This is a genomic window from Gordonia bronchialis DSM 43247, from assembly GCF_000024785.1.
In the GTDB taxonomy this organism is placed as follows: domain Bacteria; phylum Actinomycetota; class Actinomycetes; order Mycobacteriales; family Mycobacteriaceae; genus Gordonia; species Gordonia bronchialis.
Window position 1 is genome coordinate 3282133 of sequence record NC_013441.1, and the last position, 20475, is coordinate 3302607.

Below are 20475 nucleotides of genomic sequence, written 5' to 3' on the forward strand. Positions count from 1 at the left end.
GCCCTCAACGGTACTCCTTCGCCGTCTATTCCCGCGTATCGCGAGCGGTGTATCAGAGGCGATGCACTCAGGCCGCCCACTGCCCGGCCACCGACTCGGCCAGCCGGGCGAGCTGAACGGCGGCGTCGTTCATGGCGACCTCCACAGAACCGGCGATGTCGACGACGGCATGCGCCGATGCGATACCGGCTGCCGCGATCTCGCCGGCGGGCAGTGTCACCTGTCCGGCGAGGACCACCGTGCGTGCACCTGCGGCAGCCGCCGCGCCGTGCAGCGCGGACACCACCTTGCCGCGGAGTGTCTGGGCGTCGAACTTGCCTTCCCCGGTGATCACCAGGTCGGCGGCGGCGACGTCGGTGGCCAGGTCGGTGGCCTCGGCCACCAGCGTCGCACCGGACACGCGCCGGGCGCCGAGCGCGAGGAGCGCCGCACCGAGACCACCGGCCGCCCCGGCGCCGGCGTCCCCACTGATGTCGCGACCCGCCATCGACGACAGCACGCGTGACCACTGGGTCATCCGTTCCTCCAGGCGCGCCACGGTCACGTCGTCGGCGCCCTTCTGCGGCCCGAATACGGCCGCCGCGCCGAGCGGGCCGAGCAGCGGGTTCTCCACGTCGGAGGCCGCGACGAGATCGATGTCGCGCAACCGCGCCGCGGCCTGGGTGGTCCCGCCCAGCGCTTCGACCAGACCGCTGCCGCCGTCGGTGGTCGCGCTGCCACCCAGTCCGACTACGATGCGCCCGGCACCGCGCGCGAGCGCCGCCGACACCAGTTGCCCCACGCCGCGGGTGTCGGCGGCCATCGCGGTGCGCGGCGTCGGACCACCGCCGAGCTGATGCAGTCCACAGGCCTGCGCACATTCGATGTAGGCCGTCGGCACCTCGCCGCCGGTGTCATGGAGCCACCGCGCGCTCACCGACGCGCCGAGTGGCCCGGCGACCGTCTCGGTGACCACCGTGCCGAACCTCGAGGCGAGGACGTCCACGAAGCCCGGCCCCCCGTCGGATTGCGGCGCGCGGGTGATGTGGTCGTCGGGCCGGGCGGCCGACCAGCCGCGGGCGATCGCCTCGGTCGCGGCGACCGCCGAGAGGGTGTCACCGAAGGAATCGGGGGCGATCAAGACACGCAGGTGAGCGGGTGCCGTCATGCGCGGAAGTATAGGGAGGCCCCCGGAAGTCGGCAGCGCGGATCGCCTAGGCTCGAAGGTGTGAAACTGCCATGGAAGTCGGACACCGGGGGCCGTGACGACAGCGACGACGCGACGACCGGCGAGGTCGTCGACACGACCGGCGCCGACGATTCCGCCGGCTCGGTGAAGGGCGGCTCGTACACCCCCGGCAAGGGCAAACCGACTCCCAAACGGCGTGAGCAGCAGGCCCGTCGCCGCGGACCGGTGGCGCCCCCGCCGACGACCCGCGCCGAGGCCCGCGCCCGCCGCAAGGAGCTCAAGGCCACCGAGACCAAGGTGGACCGCAAGCAGCGCAACGCCGAGCGCCGCGAGCAACGCCTCGAGCAGCGCGAGCGGATGATGGCCGGCGACGAGCGCTACCTGATGCCGCGAGACAAGGGCCCGGTCCGCAAGTTCACCCGTGACATCGTCGATTCCCGGCGCAACTTCGCGGGCCTGTTCATGCCGTTCGCGATCGTGCTGATCGTCGTCATGTTCATCCCCAACCTCGCCTACCTGTCCACCCCGGTGCTGCTGGTCTTCGTGATCTTCATGGCCATCGATGCCGTCATCCTCGGCCGGCTGGTGAATCGCAAGGTGCGCGAACGGTTCCCGGATTCGAGTGATGGCGGGTTCAAACTCGGCTGGTACGCATTCACCCGGGCCATGCAGATGCGCAAGATGCGCGCGCCGAGCCCGCAGGTGTCGCCGGGCGACGAAGTCTGATCGATGGCCGATCGGGGGACGCGCACTCTGGTCCTGGGCGGGGTGCGTTCAGGAAAATCCGAGCACGGTGAGTCGCTGCTGGCCGCACACACCCAGGTCCGCTATCTGGCGACCGGACCGACGACCAGCAGCGACGCCCACTGGGTCGCCCGCGTCGAACGACACCGCACCCGCCGCGATGCCCGCTATACGACGATCGAGACCACCGACCTGGCCGATTCGCTCCGTGCCGCACCGGCCATCCCGGCGCTGGTCGATGACCTCGGCAACTGGCTGGCGGCCCGCATCGACGCCGCCGACGGCTGGACGAAGCCGCTCGATCTGAGCGCCGAGGTCGACGATGTCTGTGCGGCCCTGACGGAGATGTCCGCCGACGTGGTGCTGATCAGCCCGGAGGTCGGACTCTCGGTGGTCGCCCCCACCCCGGCCGGGCGGACGTTCCAGGACCAGCTGGGCGCGCTCAACACAGCGATCGCGGCCGTCTGCGACCGCGTCGTGCTCGTCGTCGCGGGACGGGTCCTCGAACTTCCCGGCCCCACCACCCGGCGGGCTGCCGCGGTGCCGGTTCCGTTGCCCGCCACCGAGACCGGGGCCGTCGGGGCCACGACCTCCGACGCCGCCACCCAGCAGGAACCGGAAGCGCAACCGGCATCGCCGCGATCCGACGCCGGGGTCACGCCGACGGCAGCGGCGCTCGATCCCACCGACGCCGAGGTGTTCGGTGTTCTGGACCTGCCCGACGAGGCCACCGCACGCGCGGCCCGCGAGCGGCAGCTGAACCTCACCAAACCGCCCGGCTCGCTGGGTCGGGTCGAGGAGATAGCGGCGTGGATCGCGGCCTGCCAGCATCGCTGTCCGCCCGAGCCGATCACCAACCCCGCGGTGGTGGTCTTCGCCGGCGATCACGGCGTGGCCAAGGCCGGGGTGTCGGCGTTCCCGCCGGAGGTGACCGCGCAGATGGTCGCCAACATCGCAGCCGGTGGCGCCGCCGTGAACGTCCTGGCCCGATCCACCGGCGCATCGGTACGCGTCGTCGACATATCCGTCGACGCCGACACGGCACCCGAGGTGTCGCGCTACAAGGTCCGACGCGGCAGCGAAGATCTGCGCGTCACCGACGCCATCACCATCGCCGAGGCCCGCAGCGCCATGGCAGCCGGCCGCGCCATCGTCGACGATCTGGTCGATTCGGGCGCCGACCTGCTCATCGCGGGCGAGATGGGGATCGGCAACACCACCCCGGCCACCGTGCTGATCGGCACCATCACCCGCCGCGAGCCGGTGGAGATCGTGGGCCGCGGCACCGGCATCGACGACACCGGCTGGATGCGCAAGACCGCCGCGATCCGCGACGGCATGCGCCGCGCACGGTCGGTGACCCACGATCCACTCGCCCTGCTGGCCGCGGTCGGCGGCGCCGATCTCACCGCGGTGGCGGGTTTCCTCGCCCAGGCCGCGGTTCGACGCACGCCGGTCATCCTCGACGGTGTGGTGATCGCCGCAGCCGCACTCGTCGCCAACGAACTTGCCCCCGGGGCGTCGCGCTGGTGGCTCGCCGGACATCGCTCGGTGGAACCGGCGCACGCGCTCGCCCTGGAGCATCTCGACCTCGAGCCTGTCCTCGACCTCTCGATGAGACTCGGCGAGGGCAGCGGCGCCCTGATGGCCCTGCCCGTGGTGACCTCGGCGGTCGAGTTGCTCGGATCGATGGCCACCTTCGGCGAGGCGGGCGTCAGCGACAAGCAGGCCGACACCTCGGCGACCGAAAACGCCTGACAGTCATGCGGGTCTCGCCGATTCGTGCGGTACGCACGGCATTCGGTTGGCTGACCGTGTTCCCGGTCGGTGCCGAGGACACCACCCCTGACCGGACGCTGGGTGCGGCGGTGATCGCCGCGGTCCCCATCGTCGGCGCGGTCCTCGGCGCATTGGTCGCACTGTTGGGTATGGCCCTGGCGCACACCGGCATTCCCGCGCTCCTCGCCGGTATGCTGGCGGTCGCACTGCTGGCGCTGACGACTCGCGGTATGCATCTCGACGGCCTGGCCGACACCGCCGACGGTCTGGGATGCTACGGACCGCCGAGCCGCGTCACCGAAGTGATGCGCAGCGGGACCGTCGGACCGTTCGGCGTGGCCACCCTCGTCCTGGTGCTCGGCATCCAGGGCGTTGGATTCGGCGCACTGTTCGACCAATCACGGTGGTATGACGCAGCTTTCGCAGTGGCCCTGGGACGCGTCGGCGTGCTGGTCGCCGCCCGCCGGGGGCTGGCCCCGGCCCATCCCGACGGCTTCGGAGCGCTCGTCGCGGGAACCCAGCGGAACGCGCTCGTGGTCTGGGCGGCGCTCGCCCTGGCCGCCGCCGCCGTGTGCGGATTCGACGTCAGCACAGGCGTTTTCGACCTACCAGCGGCGGTCACCGCGATGCTCGTCGTGCTCGTCGTGGCTGTCGTCGTCTGGCTGTTCACCGCCCATTGCGCACGGCGGATGGGCGGCATCACCGGCGATGTGCTGGGCGCGACGATCGAGCTGGGAACCGCGATCTCCGTCGTCGGGCTGCTGGCCTGACCCGGCCACCGCCCCCCGATAGACGCCTCAGCGCCGGTAGAGCTCCGTCATCCAACCGTGCGTGTCGGCGAAGGTGCCGCGCTGGATGCCGGTGAGGGTGTCGCGCAGCGCCTGGGTCACCTCGCCGGTCTCGCCGCCGGCGATCACGTAGTCCTCGTGGTCGCCCTTGACCCGGCCCACGGGGGTGATGACCGCGGCAGTGCCGCAGGCGAAGACCTCGGTGATGTCACCGGAGGCAACGCCCTTGCGCAGTTCCTCGGTGGTGATCCGTCGTTCCTCGACCGCGAACCCCGCGTCGGTGGCCAGTGTGAGCAGCGAGTCACGCGTGATGCCCGGCAGCAGTGATCCGGTCAGTTCCGGGGTGACCAGCCGGGCGTCGGCGCCGGACCCGAACACGAAGAAGAGGTTCATGCCGCCCATCTCCTCGATGTAGCGACGTTCCACCGCGTCGAGCCAGACCACCTGATCGCAGCCCTGCTCGGTGGCCTGCCGCTGCGCGAGGAATGCGGCCGCATAGTTGCCGCCGCACTTCGCGAAACCGGTACCACCGGGAGCGGCCCGCACGTACTCGGTGCTGAGCCACACGCTGACCGGTTTGATGCCCCCGGCGAAGTAGGCGCCGGCCGGTGAGGCGATCACCGAGTAGATGTACTTCGACGACGGGGCGTTGACGCCGAGACTCGCCTGCGAGGCGAACATGAACGGACGCAGATAGAGCGACTCCTCGCCACCGGCGGCGGGAACCCACTCGTTGTCCGCGGCGAGCAGCGCGCGCAGTGAGGCGATGAAATCCTCGACGGGCAACGGCGGCATCGCGAGGCGTTCTGCGGAACGCTGCAGACGCTCGGCGTTGGCCTCGGGACGGAACGCGGCAATCGAGCCGTCGGGCTGCCGGTAGGCCTTGAGTCCCTCGAAGACCTCTTGCCCGTAATGCAGCACCATCGCCGACGGATCGAGTGCGATGGGGCCGTACGGGGTCACCTTCGCGCTGTGCCATCCAAGGTCCGCGTCGTAATCGATCATCACCATGTTGTCGGTGAAATGCCGGCCGAAACCGGGGGTGGCGAGGATCTCCGCACGCCGCGATTCCGACACCGGATGGGGATGCTCGTTACGGGTGAACTGCAAGGTCATGGCGCCCATCGTACCGCCGGGGCACAACCGAATTCGCACGGGACTCCGACGGCGAAGGACGCGACACTACTCTTGGGACCATGGACCGGATCTTCGGGATGAGCGTCGCGTCGGTGTATCCGCTCTACGTAGCCAAGGCCGAGAAGAAGGGCCGCACCAGGGCCGAGGTCGACGAGATCATCGAGTGGCTCACCGGATTCGACGACGCCGCCCTGGCCGAGCACCTCGCGCGGGGCACGACGTTCCGGGACTTCTTCGCCGCGGCGGATCTGAACCCGAGCGCGGCCCTGATCACCGGCTCGGTGTGCGGAGTCAAGGTGCAGGAGATCGACGATCCGCTGATGCGCAAGATCCGCTACCTCGACAAGCTCGTCGACGAGCTGGCCAAGGGACGACCGATGACGAAGATCCTGCGTACCTGAGATTCCTGCGTACCTGAGATTTCAGACGTGGCTCTCGACGAACGGCGGTATGACCACCTCACACGGCAGGTCCCGTCCGCGGACGTCGATGCTCACCTCGTCGCCCTTGCGGACACCGGATGCGGTGTCGATCAGCGCGAGCGCGATTCCCTGTTTGAGGGTCGGCGAGAACGTTCCCGAGGTACACACCCCGATGCGCTCGCCGCCGGGCCCCGAACGCACCTCGCAGTCGGCACGCGGTACCCCGCGCCCGGTCGCGCGCAGCCCGTAGAGACGACGACGCGGCCCGGCCTCCTTCTCGGCCAGCAGCGCGTCGCGGCCACCGAAGTGCGGCTTGTCCCAGCCCACCGCCCAACTCGACCGCGCCTGCACCGGCGTGATCTCGGGTCCCAGCTCGTGCCCGTGCAGGGCGTAACCCATCTCGGTGCGCAGGGTGTCGCGCGCCCCGAGCCCGGCCGGCATCCCGCCGAGATCCCGAACACCGTCGAGCAGGGTGTCGAACACCGGACCGGCATCATCCCAGGAGGGCAGGATCTCGTAGCCGCGTTCACCGGTGTAGCCGGTGCGGCACACCCGCACCGGACGCGCCCCGCCGGCGGTGACGAGTTCCGCGTCGACGAAGGCCATGTACTCCATGCCGGCCGGCAACCCGAGGCCCTCGAGCAGCTCCGGGCTGCGCGGTCCCTGTACTGCGAAGACGGCGTGGTCGCGGTGGCGGTCGGTGACGGTGACGCCGTCGGGGGCCGCGGCTCGCAGCACGTCGACGACGGCGGCCGTGTTGGCCGCGTTCGGGATCAGGAACACCTCGTCGTCGGACACCAGGTAGGCGATGAGGTCGTCGATCACGCCACCGGAATCGTTGCAGCACAACGTGTATTGGGCCCGGCCCGGGCCGATCCGGCCGAGATCATTGGTGAGTGTCGCGTTCACCAACGCGGCCGCGCCGGGGCCCGACACCAGCGCCTTGCCGAGATGGCTGACGTCGAAGATGCCCACCGTCTCGCGCACCGCGGTGTGCTCGGCGACGGTTCCGGCATACGACACCGGCATATCCCAGCCACCGAAGGCCGCGAACGATGCACACAGGGCGACGTGGCGATCGGCGATGGGACCGGCAAGCAGTTCACTCATGGCCCACACGCTAATCGACTCCCTGATCGACGGCCGCGTGCCGGCCGCGATCCTCACCGACCGCGCTAATCCACGAGCACCCCGTACCCGATGATGCCGGGGTCGCTGCCCTGCCGATACGTACGCAGCGTCACCCCGTCACGCTCGTTGCCGCCGACCGTGGTGATCTCGTCGCCGGCCACCGCCACCACGACGTTGGTGTGCTGCCCCATCGGGCTCGGCTTGTCGTAGAGCACGATGTCGCCGGGCGTCGGCCGATAGGTCGCCGGACGCAGCCGGCCCACGTCGCGGAGATGGTCGGTCAGGTTCGCCACCCCGGGGATGCGCCACGACCCGGAGTTCGGATTACGCAGCGGCACACCGGCTTCACGCATGGTCCAGCTCACGAAGTCCGCGCACCAGGGTTCGGTCACCCCCTGCGAATTAGGTCGTACCCGCCGGATTGTGCTCGTACTGTTCGCGGACGACGTCGACGACACGCGCCCGCTGCACCGGCAGGGTCGCGTCGACGGCCGGGAGTCGGGGCGGTGCGCCCCCAGCGCCGAGCGCACGCCCGGCAGATGACCGGTCGCGCCGGCCAGGACCACCCCGACGACGGCCACGGCGGCCAGCACGCCGACGATCACGCCCGCACCCAACCCCCGCCGGCGCGTGGCTGCGCGTCCCGCCATGTGGCCCTCCCCGGTTCGTTCTCCCCACGGTATCCGGCGGCCATCCGCATGTCGTTCGGTCAACGGAGCGCTGTGGCAGAGTTGATCGGGTGAGCAAGAACGAGACTGTCGACCGCACACGCGGCCCCGAACTGGAACTGTCCACCACCATCGGCAAAGGCGACACCGCACTCGTCATCGGCCTGATCAGCGCATCGGGTTCCGACTCCCCCGATACCGAAGCCATCCCCGACGCCGAGCCCACCCTGGTCATCGGCGACGGTCTGCTCGACGACGCTCAGGCGAGTGAGATCTCCACGGCCCTGGCCGTTCTCGGCGCGAGCGGCTCGCATGGCGAGGTCACCCGCATCGCTGCTCCGGCGTCGTTGCCGGTGGACCTCGTCGTCGCGGTGGGACTCGGTGGCGCCGACAACGTCGACGATCCCGATCAGCTCCGCCAGGCGGCCGGCATCGCGGTGCGCTCACTGGAGGGCGTCGACTCCGCGGCCAGCACCCTGTCCTCGGTCAACCTGGCCGCCGCCGCGGAGGGCTTCTTCCTGGGCGCCTACCGGTTCGACGAGTTCCGCTCGGAGAAGACCACACCCCGCAAGGCGTTGCCCTCGACGATCACGCTGATCGTCGAGTCCAAGTCCAAAGAGGCCAAGGCCGAACTCGAGCAGGCGACCACGATCGCCGACTGCGTCGCCATCGCCCGCGACTTCGTCAACACCCCACCGAGTCACCTCTACCCCGAGGAATTCGCCGCCCGCGCTCGCACGCTCGGCTCGAAGGCAGGTCTGGGCGTCGAGATCCTCGACGACACCGAGCTCGAGGCCAAGGGGTACGGCGGGATCATCGGTGTCGGCAAGGGCAGCTCACGCCTGCCGCGCCTGGTGCGGCTGACCCACAACAAGAAGTCCGCGAAGAAGGTCGCACTGGTCGGCAAGGGCATCACCTTCGACACCGGCGGCATCTCGATCAAGCCGGCGGCCAACATGGACCAGATGACCTCCGACATGGGCGGTGCCGCCGCGGTGATCGCGGCCACCATCCTGGCTGCCCGCCTCGACCTCGACGTGTCGGTCACGGCGACCGTTCCGATGGCCGAGAACATGCCGTCGGGTACCGCGCAGCGCCCCGGTGACGTGCTGACCCAGTACGGCGGACGCACCGTCGAGGTGCTCAACACCGATGCCGAGGGACGCCTGGTGCTGGCCGACGCCATCGTGCGCGCCTGCGAGGACGAGCCGGACTACCTCATCGACACCGCCACCCTGACCGGCGCGCAGATGGTCGCGCTGGGTACCCGCACACCGGGCGTCATGGGCACCGACGACTTCCGCGACCGGGTGGCCGCCCGCTCCGCCGAGGTCGGCGAGAACGCGTGGGCCATGCCGCTGCCGGCCGAACTGCGCGGCGATCTCAAGTCCCGCGTGGCCGATCTCGCCAACGTGACGCCGCATCGGTGGGGCGGCATGCTCGCCGCCGGATTGTTCCTCAAGGAATTCGTTCCCGAGGGCGTCGCATGGGCACACGTCGACATCGCCGGACCGGCTTTCAACACCGGCAGTCCGTGGGGCTACACCCCCAAGGGCGGCACCGGGGTACCGGTGCGCACCATCGCCGCGGTGCTCGCCGACATTGCCACCAACGGATGAGCGGCCACCAACGGCCGAGCGGCCACGAATCGGCCGGGCGTCGAATTGTCCCGACACGACGCGTGACCGAGTCGGTCGCCGGGTAGGGTTAGCCGAGGGTGACGGCTGACCCGCCACCAGCCCGGTGTCCGACGGCGCACACACCGTCGAGCACACAGCTTCGCATCACAACAGCACAGACAACAGTGTCGAGTTCAGGAGTCAACAACGATGGCCTTCTCCGTCCAGATGCCCGCCCTCGGTGAAAGCGTCACCGAGGGGACAGTCACCCGGTGGCTGAAGGAGGAGGGCGACACCGTCGAGGCCGACGAGCCATTGCTCGAGGTGTCGACGGACAAGGTCGACACCGAGATCCCCGCACCCACCTCAGGTGTCCTCACCAAGATCATCGCGGCCGAAGACGACGTGGTGGAGGTCGGCGGTGAACTCGCGCTGATCGGTGACGCCGACGAGGCGCAGGACTCCGGTGACGACAGCGGTGACGACAGCAGCGGGGGCGACGAGCCCACCGAGGCAGCACCCGAGCCGGAGCCCGACGAAGCGGCCGCCGAGCCGTCCACCGATTCCGACGCGCCGGCCGAGAAGCCCACGGCCGACACCGGATCCGGGTCCGCGGAGGGCACCGACGTGCTCATGCCCGAGCTCGGCGAATCGGTCACCGAAGGCACCGTCACCAACTGGCTCAAGGCCGTCGGCGACGAGGTCGCCGCCGACGAACCGCTGCTCGAGGTCTCCACCGACAAGGTCGACACCGAGATCCCCTCCCCGGTCGCGGGCACCCTGCTCGAGATCGTCGCCGAGGAGGACGACGTGGTCGAGGTCGGCGGCAAGCTCGCCGTCATCGGCGATGCGTCGGCGGCCAGGTCCACACCGGAACCCGAGCCGGAACCCGAACCCGAGCCGGAGCCCGAGCCGGAACCGGAACCCGCAGCCGAGAAGAAGTCCGAGCCGGCGAAGTCAGAGCCCGCGAAGTCGGAGTCGGCGAAGTCGGAGAGCAAGCCGGCCGAGTCCGAGAGCAAGCCCGCCGCAAGCAAATCCGAGGATCCGCCGACCGTCGAGTCGACCCCGTATGTGACCCCGCTGGTCCGCAAGTTGGCCGCGGAGAACGACATCGACCTCAACTCGATCAAGGGCACCGGTGTGGGTGGTCGCATCCGCAAGCAGGATGTGCTGGCCGCGGCCGAGGCCAAGAAGGCCCCGGCTCCCGAGCCCGCCGCCCCGGCCGCCTCGTCGGCCCCGGCCGCTTCTGAGAAGAAGGCGTCGGCCTCGCCGGAGATCAAGCCGGAGCTCGCCGAGTTGCGCGGAACCACGCAGAAGATCAACCGCATCCGGCAGATCACCGCGAAGAAGACCCGCGAGTCGCTGCAGACCAGCGCTCAGCTCACCCAGGTCTTCGAGGTCGACATGACCAAGATCGTCGGGCTGCGCAAGGCGGCCAAGGAGTCGTTCCAGGCATCCGAGGGCGTCAACCTCACCTTCCTGCCGTTCATCGCGAAGGCCGTCGTGGAGGCGCTCAAGGCGCACCCGAACGTCAACGCGTCGATCGACGAGGACAAGAAGGAGATCACCTACTACGACAAGGTGCATCTCGGGATCGCGGTGGACACCCCGCAGGGTCTGCTGTCGCCGGTCATCCACAACGCCGACGACCTGTCGATCCCCGGCCTGGCCCGTGCCATCGCCGACATCGCGGCCCGCGCACGGAAGGGTGCGGGCGGTCTCAAGCCCGACGAGCTGGCCGGCGGCACCTTCACCATCACCAACATCGGCAGCCAGGGCGCGCTGTTCGACACCCCGATCCTGGTCCCGCCGCAGGCGGCGATGCTGGGCACCGGGGCGATCGTCAAGCGCCCCGTGGTGATCACCGGCGACGACGGATCGGAGTCGATCGCCGTGCGGTCGATGTCGTATCTGCCGCTGACCTACGACCACCGGCTGATCGACGGCGCCGACGCCGGCCGCTTCCTCACCACCGTGAAGAAGCGACTCGAGGGCGCCGCCTTCGCCGCCGATCTCGGGCTCTAGGCCGGGCGTGCGAGTAGCCGTAGCCGGCTCCCAGGGGCTGATCGGTTCGGCCCTGGTCACCTCGTTGCGCGCGGCGGGCCACACGGTCCACCGTCTGGTCCGCCGCGAAGCGCTCGACGACGACGAATTCAGTTGGGACCCAGAGACCTTTGGCGTCCCGCCGGAGAGTCTCGACGGCGTCGACGCGGTGGTGAGCCTCGGTGGTGTCGGAGTCGGCAACCAGCGCTGGACCGGGCGGTTCAAGCAGGAGTTGCGGGACTCTCGGATCACCCCCACCGAGGTGCTCGCCGAGGCGGTGCGCGACGCCGGTGTGCCCACCTTCCTCAGTGCGAGCGCCACCGGCTTCTACGGGGACACGGGCAGCCACGCCGCCACCGAATCCGACCACGCCGGTGACGGCTTCCTGGCCGGCCTGGTCACCGACTGGGAGCAGGCGGCCACCGCGAATGCGGGCCGCGACACCCGGGTGGTCCTGCTGCGCACCGCACCGGTGCTGAGTCCGAAGGGCGGTCTGCTGGCCAAGCTGCGGCCGATCTTCCGGCTCGGTCTTGGCGGGCCGATCGGCGACGGCAAGCAGTACTTCTCGTGGATCAGCCTGGCCGACGAGGTGCGGGCCATCGAGTTCCTGCTCGGTTCGTCGATCTCGGGTCCGGTGAACCTCAGCGCACCCGCGCCGGTGCCGTTCGGCACCTTCGTCGACGCTCTGGGCCGTTCCGTGCACCGGCCGGCATTCCTGCCGGTTCCCGCCTTCGCCGCACGTTTCGTCGGTGGTGAGATGGCCGAGGAAATGATCTTGTTCAGTCAGCGCGTTGTACCCGGCGTGTTGACCGACAATGACTTCACCTTCGATCATCCCGACATCGACTCGGCCCTGGAGTACACGCGTGGCTGACATCTCTGGACGCCCCGATTCCGGACTCCCCGAATCCGGATTGCCCGGACCGGTTCGTGCCGACGCCGGTCCGATCGAGGTCCGCGAACTCGGCACCGTCGACTACCGCGACGCCTACGACATGCAGCACCGTCTGGCCGAGGAACGCGCGCAGGGCAGCCTCGATCACGACGTCCTGCTTCTGCTCGAGCACCCGTCGACCTACACCGCGGGCAAGCGGACCGAACCCGCGGATCGTCCGGTGGACGGATCACTGGTCATCGACGTCGACCGCGGCGGACGCATCACCTGGCACGGTCCCGGCCAACTCGTCGGCTACCCGATCGTCCGCCTTCGTGAACCGCTCGACGTCGTGGAGTACGTGCGCCGGCTCGAGTCCGCCCTCATCGCCGTGTGCGGCACCGTCGGTGTCACGGCCGGTCGCGTCGCCGGGCGCTCAGGTGTCTGGATCGACGATTCGCCCGCGCGCAAACTCGGACAGATCGGCATCCGCGTCGCCAAAGGCGTTGCGCTACACGGCTTTGCACTCAACGTCGACCCGGACATGAGCGCCTTCGAAGCGATCGTTCCGTGCGGTATCGCCGACGCCGGAGTCACCTCGCTGGTTCTGGAGACGGGCCGTCCGATCAGTGTCACCGACGTCGTGGCACCGGTCGCGCGTACCGTCGCCGCCGCCCTCGACGGCCACGACCCCGCCGCATCCGTCGCGGATGCGCACATCGGCTCGGGCGTAGGATCAGCACAGTGACCCCCGGCACCACCCCTGACACCGCACCCGACGGCCGCAAACTGCTCCGTCTCGAGGTGCGCAACGCGCAGACGCCCATCGAACGCAAACCCGAGTGGATCCGCACGCGCGCCACCATGGGTCCGGAGTTCACCGAACTCAAGGGACTGGTGAAGCGCGAGGGCCTGCACACCGTCTGTGAAGAGGCCGGTTGCCCCAACATCTACGAGTGCTGGGAAGACCGCGAGGCCACCTTCCTCATCGGCGGCGAACAGTGCACCCGGCGATGCGATTTCTGCCAGATCGACACCGGTAGACCCGCTCCCCTCGACCGCGACGAGCCGCGGCGCGTCGCCGAGAGCGTCCAGGCGATGGGCCTGCGGTATTCGACGATCACCGGTGTCGCCCGCGACGATCTGCCCGACGAAGGTGCTTGGCTCTACGCCGAGACGGTACGGGCGATCCACCGCTTGAACCCCGGTACCGGCGTGGAGAACCTCATCCCCGACTTCCACGCCAAACCGGACCTGCTCGCCGAGGTCTTCGACGCCCGCCCCGAGGTGCTCGCACACAATCTGGAGACCGTGCCGCGCATCTTCAAGCGCATCCGGCCGGCCTTCCGTTACGAGCGGTCGCTCGAGGTCCTCACCGCGGCCCGCGACTTCGGACTGGTCACCAAGTCAAATCTGATCCTCGGCATGGGAGAGACCCCGCGCGAGGTGCAGTCGGCGATCGTCGACCTGCACGAGGCCGGTTGCGACATCCTGACCATCACCCAGTACCTGCGCCCGTCGCCGCGCCACCACCCGGTGGAACGGTGGGTCAAGCCCGAGGAGTTCGTCGATCACTCCGAGTTCGCCAACGAGGTCGGCTTCGCCGGTGTGATGGCGGGCCCGCTGGTGCGGTCCTCCTATCGGGCGGGTCGGCTCTACGCACAGGCGATGGCCCGGCACGGTCGTGAACTCGCCCCGGCGATGGCTCATCTCGCCGACGAGGGCTCGGCCAGCCAGGAAGCCTCCAGCCTGATGGCCCGCCTCGGCCGCTGATCCGACGCGCCGCCGAACCCGGCATCACGCAGTCGTAAGCTAGACCCATGGCAAAGGCGCAGTCCAAGGACAAGGAAGCAAAGGCCGCGGCCAAGCAGGCGCGGAAGAAGGCATCGAAGGAACGGCGCCAACAGCTGTGGCAGGCCTTCCAGATGCAGCGCAAGGAAGACAAACGTCTGCTGCCGTACATGATCGGCCTGTTCGTCGTGGTCGTCGCGGTCTTCGTCGGACTCGGGTTCGCCTTCGGCTCGCTGTGGCTGTTCCTGCCGCTCGGCATCGTGCTCGGACTGCTCGGCGCGTTCATCCTGTTCGGCCGTCGTGTGCAGCGCTCCGTGTACACCAAGGCCGAGGGTCAGCCCGGCGCCGCCGGTTGGGCGCTGGGCAACATGCGCGGCCAGTGGCGGGTGCAGCAGGCCGTCTCCGGTACCTCGCACCTCGACGCCGTGCACCGGGTCATCGGCAAGCCGGGCGTGATCCTCGTCGCCGAGGGCTCCCCCACCCGGGTGAAGTCGCTTCTCGCGCAAGAGAAGAAGAAGGCGGCGCGCGTGGTCGGCGACACCCCGATCTACGAGATCGTCGTCGGCAACGACGACGGGCAGGTGCCGCTGTCCAAACTCGAGAAGCACATCAACAAGCTGCCCAAGAACATCAACGCCAAGCGCATGGACACCCTCGAGGGCCGGCTCGCCGCCCTCGGTTCCAAGGCTCCCGGCCCGGGCATGCCCAAGGGCCCGATGCCGGCCGGTGCCAAGATGCGCAGCATGCAGCGCACCGCCCGTCGACGCAGCTGATCCGCCGCGCCCGGGACGCGAAGCGGGTGAGCGACGGGGTGCGGCGTCGGCCGCACCGGCGCTTGCCGTCAGCGTGTACGAATGATGGCCGTGCCGGTTGCGCGGTCGTGCAGGGCGCGTCCGTTGTAGTCGTTGATCAGGGCCGGCACCAGGAAGATCATCAGGACCTGCCGCGCCACGGCACGCACGATGCCCACAGCAGCGGCCGGAACCTCACCCGCGACCTCTGCGGCGGCCCGGTCGGGACCGTGGTCCACCCGCGCCACCCGCAGCCCGATCGCGAACTGTCCCGGGGTGAACCCGAACAGGGTCACCGCCACCACGCCGATGACGAACCAGACAGCCGTCACCATGGTGCTGATGTGCGGTGAGTCGAACCCGACGAACAGCATCGCCAGACCACCGGCGATGAGCCAGTCCACGAACAGTCCCGACACGCGCGACCAGCCGGTCGCCAGGGAGCCGGGTCCCGACTGCGGAAGGCCGAGGTCTTGACCGCGGTAATCGTTGTCGACGCCGGCGGCCGGTCCGATCTGCGGACCGGACAGCCACGATCCGGTGGACCGCCCCATTGGTGTTCTCCCTTCGCCGTCGGCCGCGACGAAAGCCTGCGTCACCGCCGTCTCCCATGGTAGTGGCCGTCCACCCGGGGATTGACGCCACGGGGATCGGTGACGGGCGACTCGGGGAATCCGAAAGGTTCCGTGCAGCACCACCGACCCGGGGGCATAGTGTTGGACTGCGCACCAAGCCGAGCGCGTAACACAGGAGAAACACACCCTTGACGCCTGGGCAACCTCGCCTCCATACGGTTCAGGCTGAGATCCGCTGCTGTTCCTTGGTGGCGGATGAGGCGTGTCAGCACCCCTGACCACCCGATCACGAAGGAGTCACCGCACGGTGTACAGCAGTAAAGAAGAACTACTCGAGGGCATCAAGAAGGAAGGTGTCGAGTACGTCGACATCCGCTTCTGCGATCTGCCCGGTGTCATGCAGCACTTCTCGATCCCGGCGTCGGCCTTCACCGAGGACGTCTTCGAGGAAGGTCTGGCCTTCGACGGCTCGTCCGTGCGTGGCTTCCAGTCGATCGACGAGTCGGACATGATGCTGCTGCCCGACCCGGCCACCGCGCGGATCGACCCGTTCCGCAAGGCGAAGACGATGAACATCAGCTTCTTCGTCCACGACCCGTTCACCCGTGAGGCCTATAGCCGCGACCCGCGCAACGTCGCCCGCAAGGCCGAGGACTACCTGGCCTCGACCGGCATCGCCGACACCTGCTTCTTCGGTGCCGAGGCCGAGTTCTACATCTTCGACGGTGTGTCCTTCGGCTCGGAGATGAACGGCACCTTCTACGAGGTCGAGTCCGAGTCCGGCTGGTGGAACACGGCGTCGCCGACCGATCCCGACGGCAGCCCGAACCTCGGCTACAAGGTTCGCCCCAAGGGCGGCTACTTCCCCGTCGCACCGTACGACCACTACGTGGACCTGCGCGATGAGATGTCGACCAACCTGCAGAACGCGGGCTTCGAACTCGAGCGTGGACACCACGAGGTCGGCACCGGCGGCCAGGCCGAGATCAACTACAAGTTCAACACGCTGCTGCACGCAGCCGACGATGTGCTGCTGTTCAAGTACATCATCAAGAACACCGCGTTCGCGAACGGCAAGACGGTGACCTTCATGCCGAAGCCCCTCTTTGGCGACAACGGCTCGGGCATGCACGCCCATCAGTCGCTGTGGAAGGACGGCAAGCCACTCTTCCACGATGAGGCCGGCTACGCGGGCCTGTCGGATCTGGCGCGCTACTACATCGGCGGCATCCTGCACCACGCACCGTCGCTGCTGGCCTTCACCAACCCCACGGTGAACTCCTACAAGCGCCTGGTGCCCGGCTACGAGGCCCCGATCAACCTGGTCTACAGCCAGCGCAACCGCAGCGCCTGCGTGCGTATCCCGATCACCGGCAACAACCCGAAGGCCAAGCGCCTCGAGTTCCGCTGCCCGGACAGCTCGGGCAACCCGTACCTGGCGTTCGCCGCGATGATGATGGCCGGCCTCGACGGCATCAAGAACAAGATCGAGCCGCACGAGCCCGTCGACAAGGATCTCTACGAGCTCCCGCCGGAGGAGGCCAAGGGCATCCCGCAGGCCCCGACCTCGCTGTCGGCCGTGATCGACAAGCTCGAAGAGGATCACGAATACCTCACCGCGGGCGGCGTGTTCACCGAGGACCTCATCGAGACCTGGATCGCGCTCAAGCGTGAGAACGAGATCGAGCCGGTGCAGATCCGTCCGCACCCCTACGAGTTCGCCCTCTACTACGACTGCTGAGCCGCAGGCGTCAGTACACTCGGTTGCCCGATCGCTCGCCTCGCGAGCGATCGGGCAACTTTTTTGTCAGCGCAACCTCCGTCCGCGGAGATCTGGGCACTGTGATCCGAGACACGATCGGGACCTTATGCCCTGCCGACTCACAGCCAATGCCTTTACCGTAAGAGAATGCCCCGCACGAGATACGCCGAAGACCTCGCACCCGGCGACCGCGTCACCGTCGATGGTGCCGACCGGGTCGTCCGCACCACCGTCCCGCGTGATGACGACCAGCTCCTGGTCGAGTTCGTCGCCGGCGCCGATACCGATAACGAGCTCCTGCTCCATCGTGGCTCCAAGGTCGAGGTCGTCTGACCCGTCCGTTCCCCAGCGCGCCGGAGAACGTCATCTGACGGTCTCCGGCGCTGCGCTTTGCGGTCAGTGGTGGGTGGCCGGGGCCACCCCGTCGTCGACGCTGTCCGTACGCTTCTGCGGCCGATCGCGCAGACCCCACACTGCGAGCGCGGCAGTGAGCACCAGGGCCGCGGCCCCCGCCCAGGCGGCGGCGGTGAGGCCGTCGACAAAGGCGACCCGTGCCGCGTCGATCGCCGTCCCCGCTCGATCCGCCGGCAGGTGGTGTGCGGCGGCGAGCGCGCCGGTCAGGGTGCGCGGCTGCTCGCCGTCGAATCCCGCGTCGGTGAGGTTGGTCCGAAAGACCACGTTGACGATGCTGCCGAGCACCGCGATCCCGAGCGCGCCGCCGAGTTCACTCGTCGTCTCCAGCAACCCAGAGGTCGCGCCGGCGCGGTCGGCCGGGGCGACACCCACCACGTAGTCGGCGATCATCGAGGTCGCCGCGACGATGCCGGCGGCCAGCAGGGTGGCTCCCACCAGAACGGGCAGCAGGGTGTGGATCCCGGTCGACGACGCCAGCACCACGAAGCCCGCGGCGCCCACCAACAGCCCGGCGACGATCACCGCGGGACGTCCTGCCCGGTTGGCAGCCACCGCGGCCAGCGGTGCGACCGCACCGACCACCACCGTGGGGGCCAGACTCCACAGTGCGGCACGCAGCGGCGAGTATCCGAGCACGGACTGCAGATACTGGGTCATCAGGATGGAGTTGCCCAACATCGCGAACATGCACATCAGGTTCACCGACACCGACGTCGCAAACCGCCGCTCCCCAACAAGATCAGATCGACCAGCGGATCCGCCAGACGACGCTGACGCCAGACGAACACGGTCCCGATCACCCCGCCGACGGCGATCGTGAGGACCGCGGCGACCGACCAGCCGTCGGCAGCAAGCGATTTGATCCCGTCGATGACCGGCAGGATGGCGCCGAGGGCCAGAACCGCACTGAGCACGTCCACCCGACGGCCGGGGACCGCGGTGTGTCCGGGCAGCAGCACCGGAGCGACGAGCAGCAGCACCACCATGACGGGCACGTTGATGAGGAACACCGACCCCCACCAGAAGTGTTCGAGGAGAAAGCCGCTGATGATCGGCCCGACGGCGACCCCACCGGCCAGCACGGCGTTCCAGGTGGCGATCGCCTTGCGGCGCGCGTCCTCGTCGTCGAAGAGGTGGCGGATCATCGCCAGTGTCGAGGGCATCAGCGTGGCCCCGGCGACCGCGAGCAGTGCACGCGCCCCGATCAGCATCTCGGCACTCGTCGCGAACGCCGCAACCACCGACGCCGCCCCGAATCCGGCCGCCCCGAGCATCAACAGCCGACGGTGACCGATCCGGTCGGCGACCGACCCCATCGTCAGCAGCAACCCGGCCAGGACGAACCCGTAGATGTCGAAGATCCAGAGTTGCTGGGCAGCCGACGGTTCCAGGTCGGCGGCGATATAGGGCACTGCGAAGAACAGCACCGAAACATCCATCGACACGATGAGCATCGGAAGACACAACGCGGTGAGACCCCACCACGGTGAACGTATGGCCATGATCCTCGTCCTTCTGCGTATTACATAGACTGTTTATTTGATACGCAGATAGTAGAACGGTTCTGTGTACGCCGCAAGCAGTAAGTAGGATGTGGTCATGACGAGCCGCTCCCCCGACCCCGACGCCCTGCCCAGATACCTGGCATCGCTCTGGGGTCGCGGTGACGACGCACCGCGCCGTGGGCCCAAGCCGACCCTCACCATTCATGACATCGCCCGCGCCGCCGTGGCCATCGCCGACGAGCACGGATGGGAGGCGGTGTCGATGAAGGCCATCGCCGAATCACTCGGCATGACCACGATGTCGCTCTACCGCTACGTGGAGAGCAAGGACGACGTCATCGACGTGATGGTCGATGAGGCGTACGGGCCATCACACCCCATGCCCGGCGAGACCTGGCAGGAACGCATCCGCAACTGGGCCTACACGGTCACCGATCGGATGCGCGCGCGTCCCTGGCTCGCGGTGGTGCCGTTGTCACGACCGCCGGTGGGCCCGAACACGTTGTCCTGGACCGAATCCGGGGTCCGCGCTTTCGACGGGACGCCGCTGACCGGCCAGCAGAAGATGAACGCGCTGCTCCTCGTCGACGGCTTCGTACGCCACCACGTACGCCAATCCATCCAGATGGGCATGCTCGACGCGAAACCCGACGGCCCCGCCTACGAGAGCATGCTCGCCGTGCTCGTCGGACCCGATACCCATCCGGGTATCACCGCCGCCATCGCGGGGATGTCCCCGTGGGACGCCGACGACGACTTCTTCACCGAGCAACTGGAATTCGGACTCGCGGTGCTCGTCGACGGACTTGCCGCGCTCATCGACGGCAAAGCCCTACGATGAGCGCATGATCCGTCTTCTCATCCGCGCCGTCGTCTACCTGGTCTCGGCGGCCATCGGACTCATCGTCGCCTCTGCGGTACTTGACGACTTCCATCTCCACGCAGGTGGTTTCATCGTCGCTCTGGTCATCTTCGCGCTCGCCCAGCTCATCCTCGGACCGTTCATCGCCAGGGTGGTCCGCAACAATGCCGAGGCACTTCTCGGCGGCGTCGGGCTGGTGTCCACCTTCGTCGCGCTGCTGATCGCATCGCTGATCGGTGACGGACTCGAGATCAACGGAGTCGCGGCATGGATCGCCGGCACGGTGATCGTGTGGCTGGTCACCGCCATCGCCACGATGGTGGTGCCGTACCTGCTCGTCAAGGCCGGGGTCAAGCACGTCCGCGACGACGACGACGCGCCAGACCCGGCCTGACGTAACCC

The 20475-nt window shown here is 68.7% G+C and carries 21 protein-coding genes; 14 read left to right on the forward strand and 7 right to left on the reverse strand.

The annotated features are described in order from the left end of the window. Positions 1-67 precede the first annotated feature (67 nt). On the reverse strand, positions 68-1129 hold the full coding sequence (locus tag GBRO_RS15230) for a glycerate kinase family protein (protein WP_041920573.1): 1062 nt from the start codon (positions 1127-1129) through the stop codon (positions 68-70). Positions 1130-1207: 78 nt separating this feature from the next. Here GBRO_RS15230 and GBRO_RS15235 point away from each other — a divergent pair, with 78 nt between their 5' ends. The 3 genes from GBRO_RS15235 to GBRO_RS15245 are packed head-to-tail and all read left to right on the forward strand — an operon-like array spanning position 1208 to position 4461. Then, positions 1208-1894 (forward strand): DUF3043 domain-containing protein, encoded by a 687-nt coding sequence (locus GBRO_RS15235; protein ID WP_012834789.1) that lies wholly within the window; start codon positions 1208-1210, stop codon positions 1892-1894. Between the two features lie 3 nt (positions 1895-1897). Then, positions 1898-3670 (forward strand): nicotinate-nucleotide--dimethylbenzimidazole phosphoribosyltransferase, encoded by a 1773-nt coding sequence (gene cobT / locus GBRO_RS15240; RefSeq protein ID WP_012834790.1) that lies wholly within the window; start codon positions 1898-1900, stop codon positions 3668-3670. 5 nt (positions 3671-3675) lie between these two features. Continuing rightward, positions 3676-4461 (forward strand): adenosylcobinamide-GDP ribazoletransferase, encoded by a 786-nt coding sequence (locus GBRO_RS15245; protein WP_012834791.1) that lies wholly within the window; start codon positions 3676-3678, stop codon positions 4459-4461. Between the two features lie 27 nt (positions 4462-4488). On the opposite strand, the gene GBRO_RS15250 is transcribed toward GBRO_RS15245, so the two are convergent. After that, positions 4489-5595 carry a branched-chain amino acid aminotransferase gene (locus GBRO_RS15250; protein ID WP_041919921.1) on the reverse strand — a complete coding sequence of 369 codons (1107 nt, stop codon included), beginning with the start codon at positions 5593-5595 and terminating at the stop codon, positions 4489-4491. An 80-nt stretch (positions 5596-5675) separates the two neighbouring features. Between GBRO_RS15250 and GBRO_RS15255 the strand changes: the two genes are divergently transcribed. Next, a complete protein-coding gene (locus GBRO_RS15255; protein WP_012834793.1) occupies positions 5676-6017 on the forward strand; it encodes a DUF2200 domain-containing protein in 342 nt (113 codons plus the stop codon). Between the two features lie 21 nt (positions 6018-6038). Here the strand turns inward: GBRO_RS15255 and gcvT are convergent, their stop codons facing one another. Together gcvT and GBRO_RS15265 are read right to left on the reverse strand one after the other, a co-directional pair. After that, entirely contained in the window at positions 6039-7148 is a 1110-nt protein-coding gene (gene gcvT, locus GBRO_RS15260) for a glycine cleavage system aminomethyltransferase GcvT (RefSeq protein ID WP_041919922.1), read from the reverse strand. A 65-nt stretch (positions 7149-7213) separates the two neighbouring features. Then, positions 7214-7819, reverse strand: coding sequence for a CHAP domain-containing protein (locus tag GBRO_RS15265; protein ID WP_012834795.1), 606 nt, complete (start codon positions 7817-7819; stop codon positions 7214-7216). Between the two features lie 89 nt (positions 7820-7908). Between GBRO_RS15265 and GBRO_RS15270 the strand changes: the two genes are divergently transcribed. The 6 genes from GBRO_RS15270 (at position 7909) to GBRO_RS15295 (ending at position 14937) form a co-directional block, all read left to right on the forward strand. Further along, a complete protein-coding gene (locus tag GBRO_RS15270; protein ID WP_012834796.1) occupies positions 7909-9456 on the forward strand; it encodes a leucyl aminopeptidase in 1548 nt (515 codons plus the stop codon). 210 nt (positions 9457-9666) lie between these two features. After that, positions 9667-11481: a 2-oxoglutarate dehydrogenase, E2 component, dihydrolipoamide succinyltransferase gene (gene sucB, locus GBRO_RS15275; protein ID WP_012834797.1), complete on the forward strand. Its 1815-nt coding sequence runs from the start codon at positions 9667-9669 to the stop codon at positions 11479-11481. 7 nt (positions 11482-11488) lie between these two features. Next, positions 11489-12373: a TIGR01777 family oxidoreductase gene (locus GBRO_RS15280; protein WP_012834798.1), complete on the forward strand. Its 885-nt coding sequence runs from the start codon at positions 11489-11491 to the stop codon at positions 12371-12373. Continuing rightward, complete coding sequence (lipB, locus tag GBRO_RS15285; RefSeq protein ID WP_012834799.1) at positions 12366-13121, forward strand: lipoyl(octanoyl) transferase LipB; 756 nt, start codon at positions 12366-12368, stop codon at positions 13119-13121. The genes GBRO_RS15280 and lipB overlap by 8 nt, the downstream gene beginning before the upstream one ends. Further along, complete coding sequence (lipA, locus tag GBRO_RS15290) at positions 13118-14146, forward strand: lipoyl synthase (protein WP_012834800.1); 1029 nt, start codon at positions 13118-13120, stop codon at positions 14144-14146. The genes lipB and lipA overlap by 4 nt, the downstream gene beginning before the upstream one ends. A 47-nt stretch (positions 14147-14193) precedes the next feature. Then, on the forward strand, positions 14194-14937 hold the full coding sequence (locus GBRO_RS15295; RefSeq protein WP_012834801.1) for a DUF4191 domain-containing protein: 744 nt from the start codon (positions 14194-14196) through the stop codon (positions 14935-14937). Between the two features lie 68 nt (positions 14938-15005). On the opposite strand, the gene GBRO_RS15300 is transcribed toward GBRO_RS15295, so the two are convergent. Beyond that, positions 15006-15509 carry an RDD family protein gene (locus tag GBRO_RS15300; protein ID WP_012834802.1) on the reverse strand — a complete coding sequence of 168 codons (504 nt, stop codon included), beginning with the start codon at positions 15507-15509 and terminating at the stop codon, positions 15006-15008. 328 nt (positions 15510-15837) lie between these two features. On the opposite strand from GBRO_RS15300, the gene glnA reads away from it, so the two are divergent. Further along, the gene (gene glnA / locus GBRO_RS15305; RefSeq protein ID WP_012834803.1) at positions 15838-17271 is read left to right on the forward strand and encodes a type I glutamate--ammonia ligase; all 1434 of its coding nucleotides are present in this window, start codon (positions 15838-15840) and stop codon (positions 17269-17271) included. A gap of 168 nt (positions 17272-17439) precedes the next feature. Further along, a complete protein-coding gene (locus tag GBRO_RS15310) occupies positions 17440-17625 on the forward strand; it encodes a hypothetical protein (protein ID WP_012834804.1) in 186 nt (61 codons plus the stop codon). Between the two features lie 63 nt (positions 17626-17688). Here GBRO_RS15310 and GBRO_RS27870 read toward each other — a convergent pair whose 3' ends face one another. Both GBRO_RS27870 and GBRO_RS27875 read right to left on the reverse strand, forming a co-directional pair. After that, positions 17689-18393 (reverse strand): MFS transporter, encoded by a 705-nt coding sequence (locus GBRO_RS27870; protein WP_408585045.1) that lies wholly within the window; start codon positions 18391-18393, stop codon positions 17689-17691. 11 nt (positions 18394-18404) lie between these two features. Beyond that, on the reverse strand, positions 18405-19208 hold the full coding sequence (locus tag GBRO_RS27875; RefSeq protein ID WP_408585047.1) for an MFS transporter: 804 nt from the start codon (positions 19206-19208) through the stop codon (positions 18405-18407). Positions 19209-19305: 97 nt separating this feature from the next. Between GBRO_RS27875 and GBRO_RS15320 the strand changes: the two genes are divergently transcribed. Beyond that, positions 19306-20052, forward strand: coding sequence for a TetR/AcrR family transcriptional regulator (locus GBRO_RS15320; RefSeq protein WP_012834805.1), 747 nt, complete (start codon positions 19306-19308; stop codon positions 20050-20052). Between the two features lie 4 nt (positions 20053-20056). Next, positions 20057-20467, forward strand: coding sequence for a phage holin family protein (locus GBRO_RS15325; RefSeq protein WP_012834806.1), 411 nt, complete (start codon positions 20057-20059; stop codon positions 20465-20467). The last annotated feature ends 8 nt before the right edge of the window (positions 20468-20475 follow it).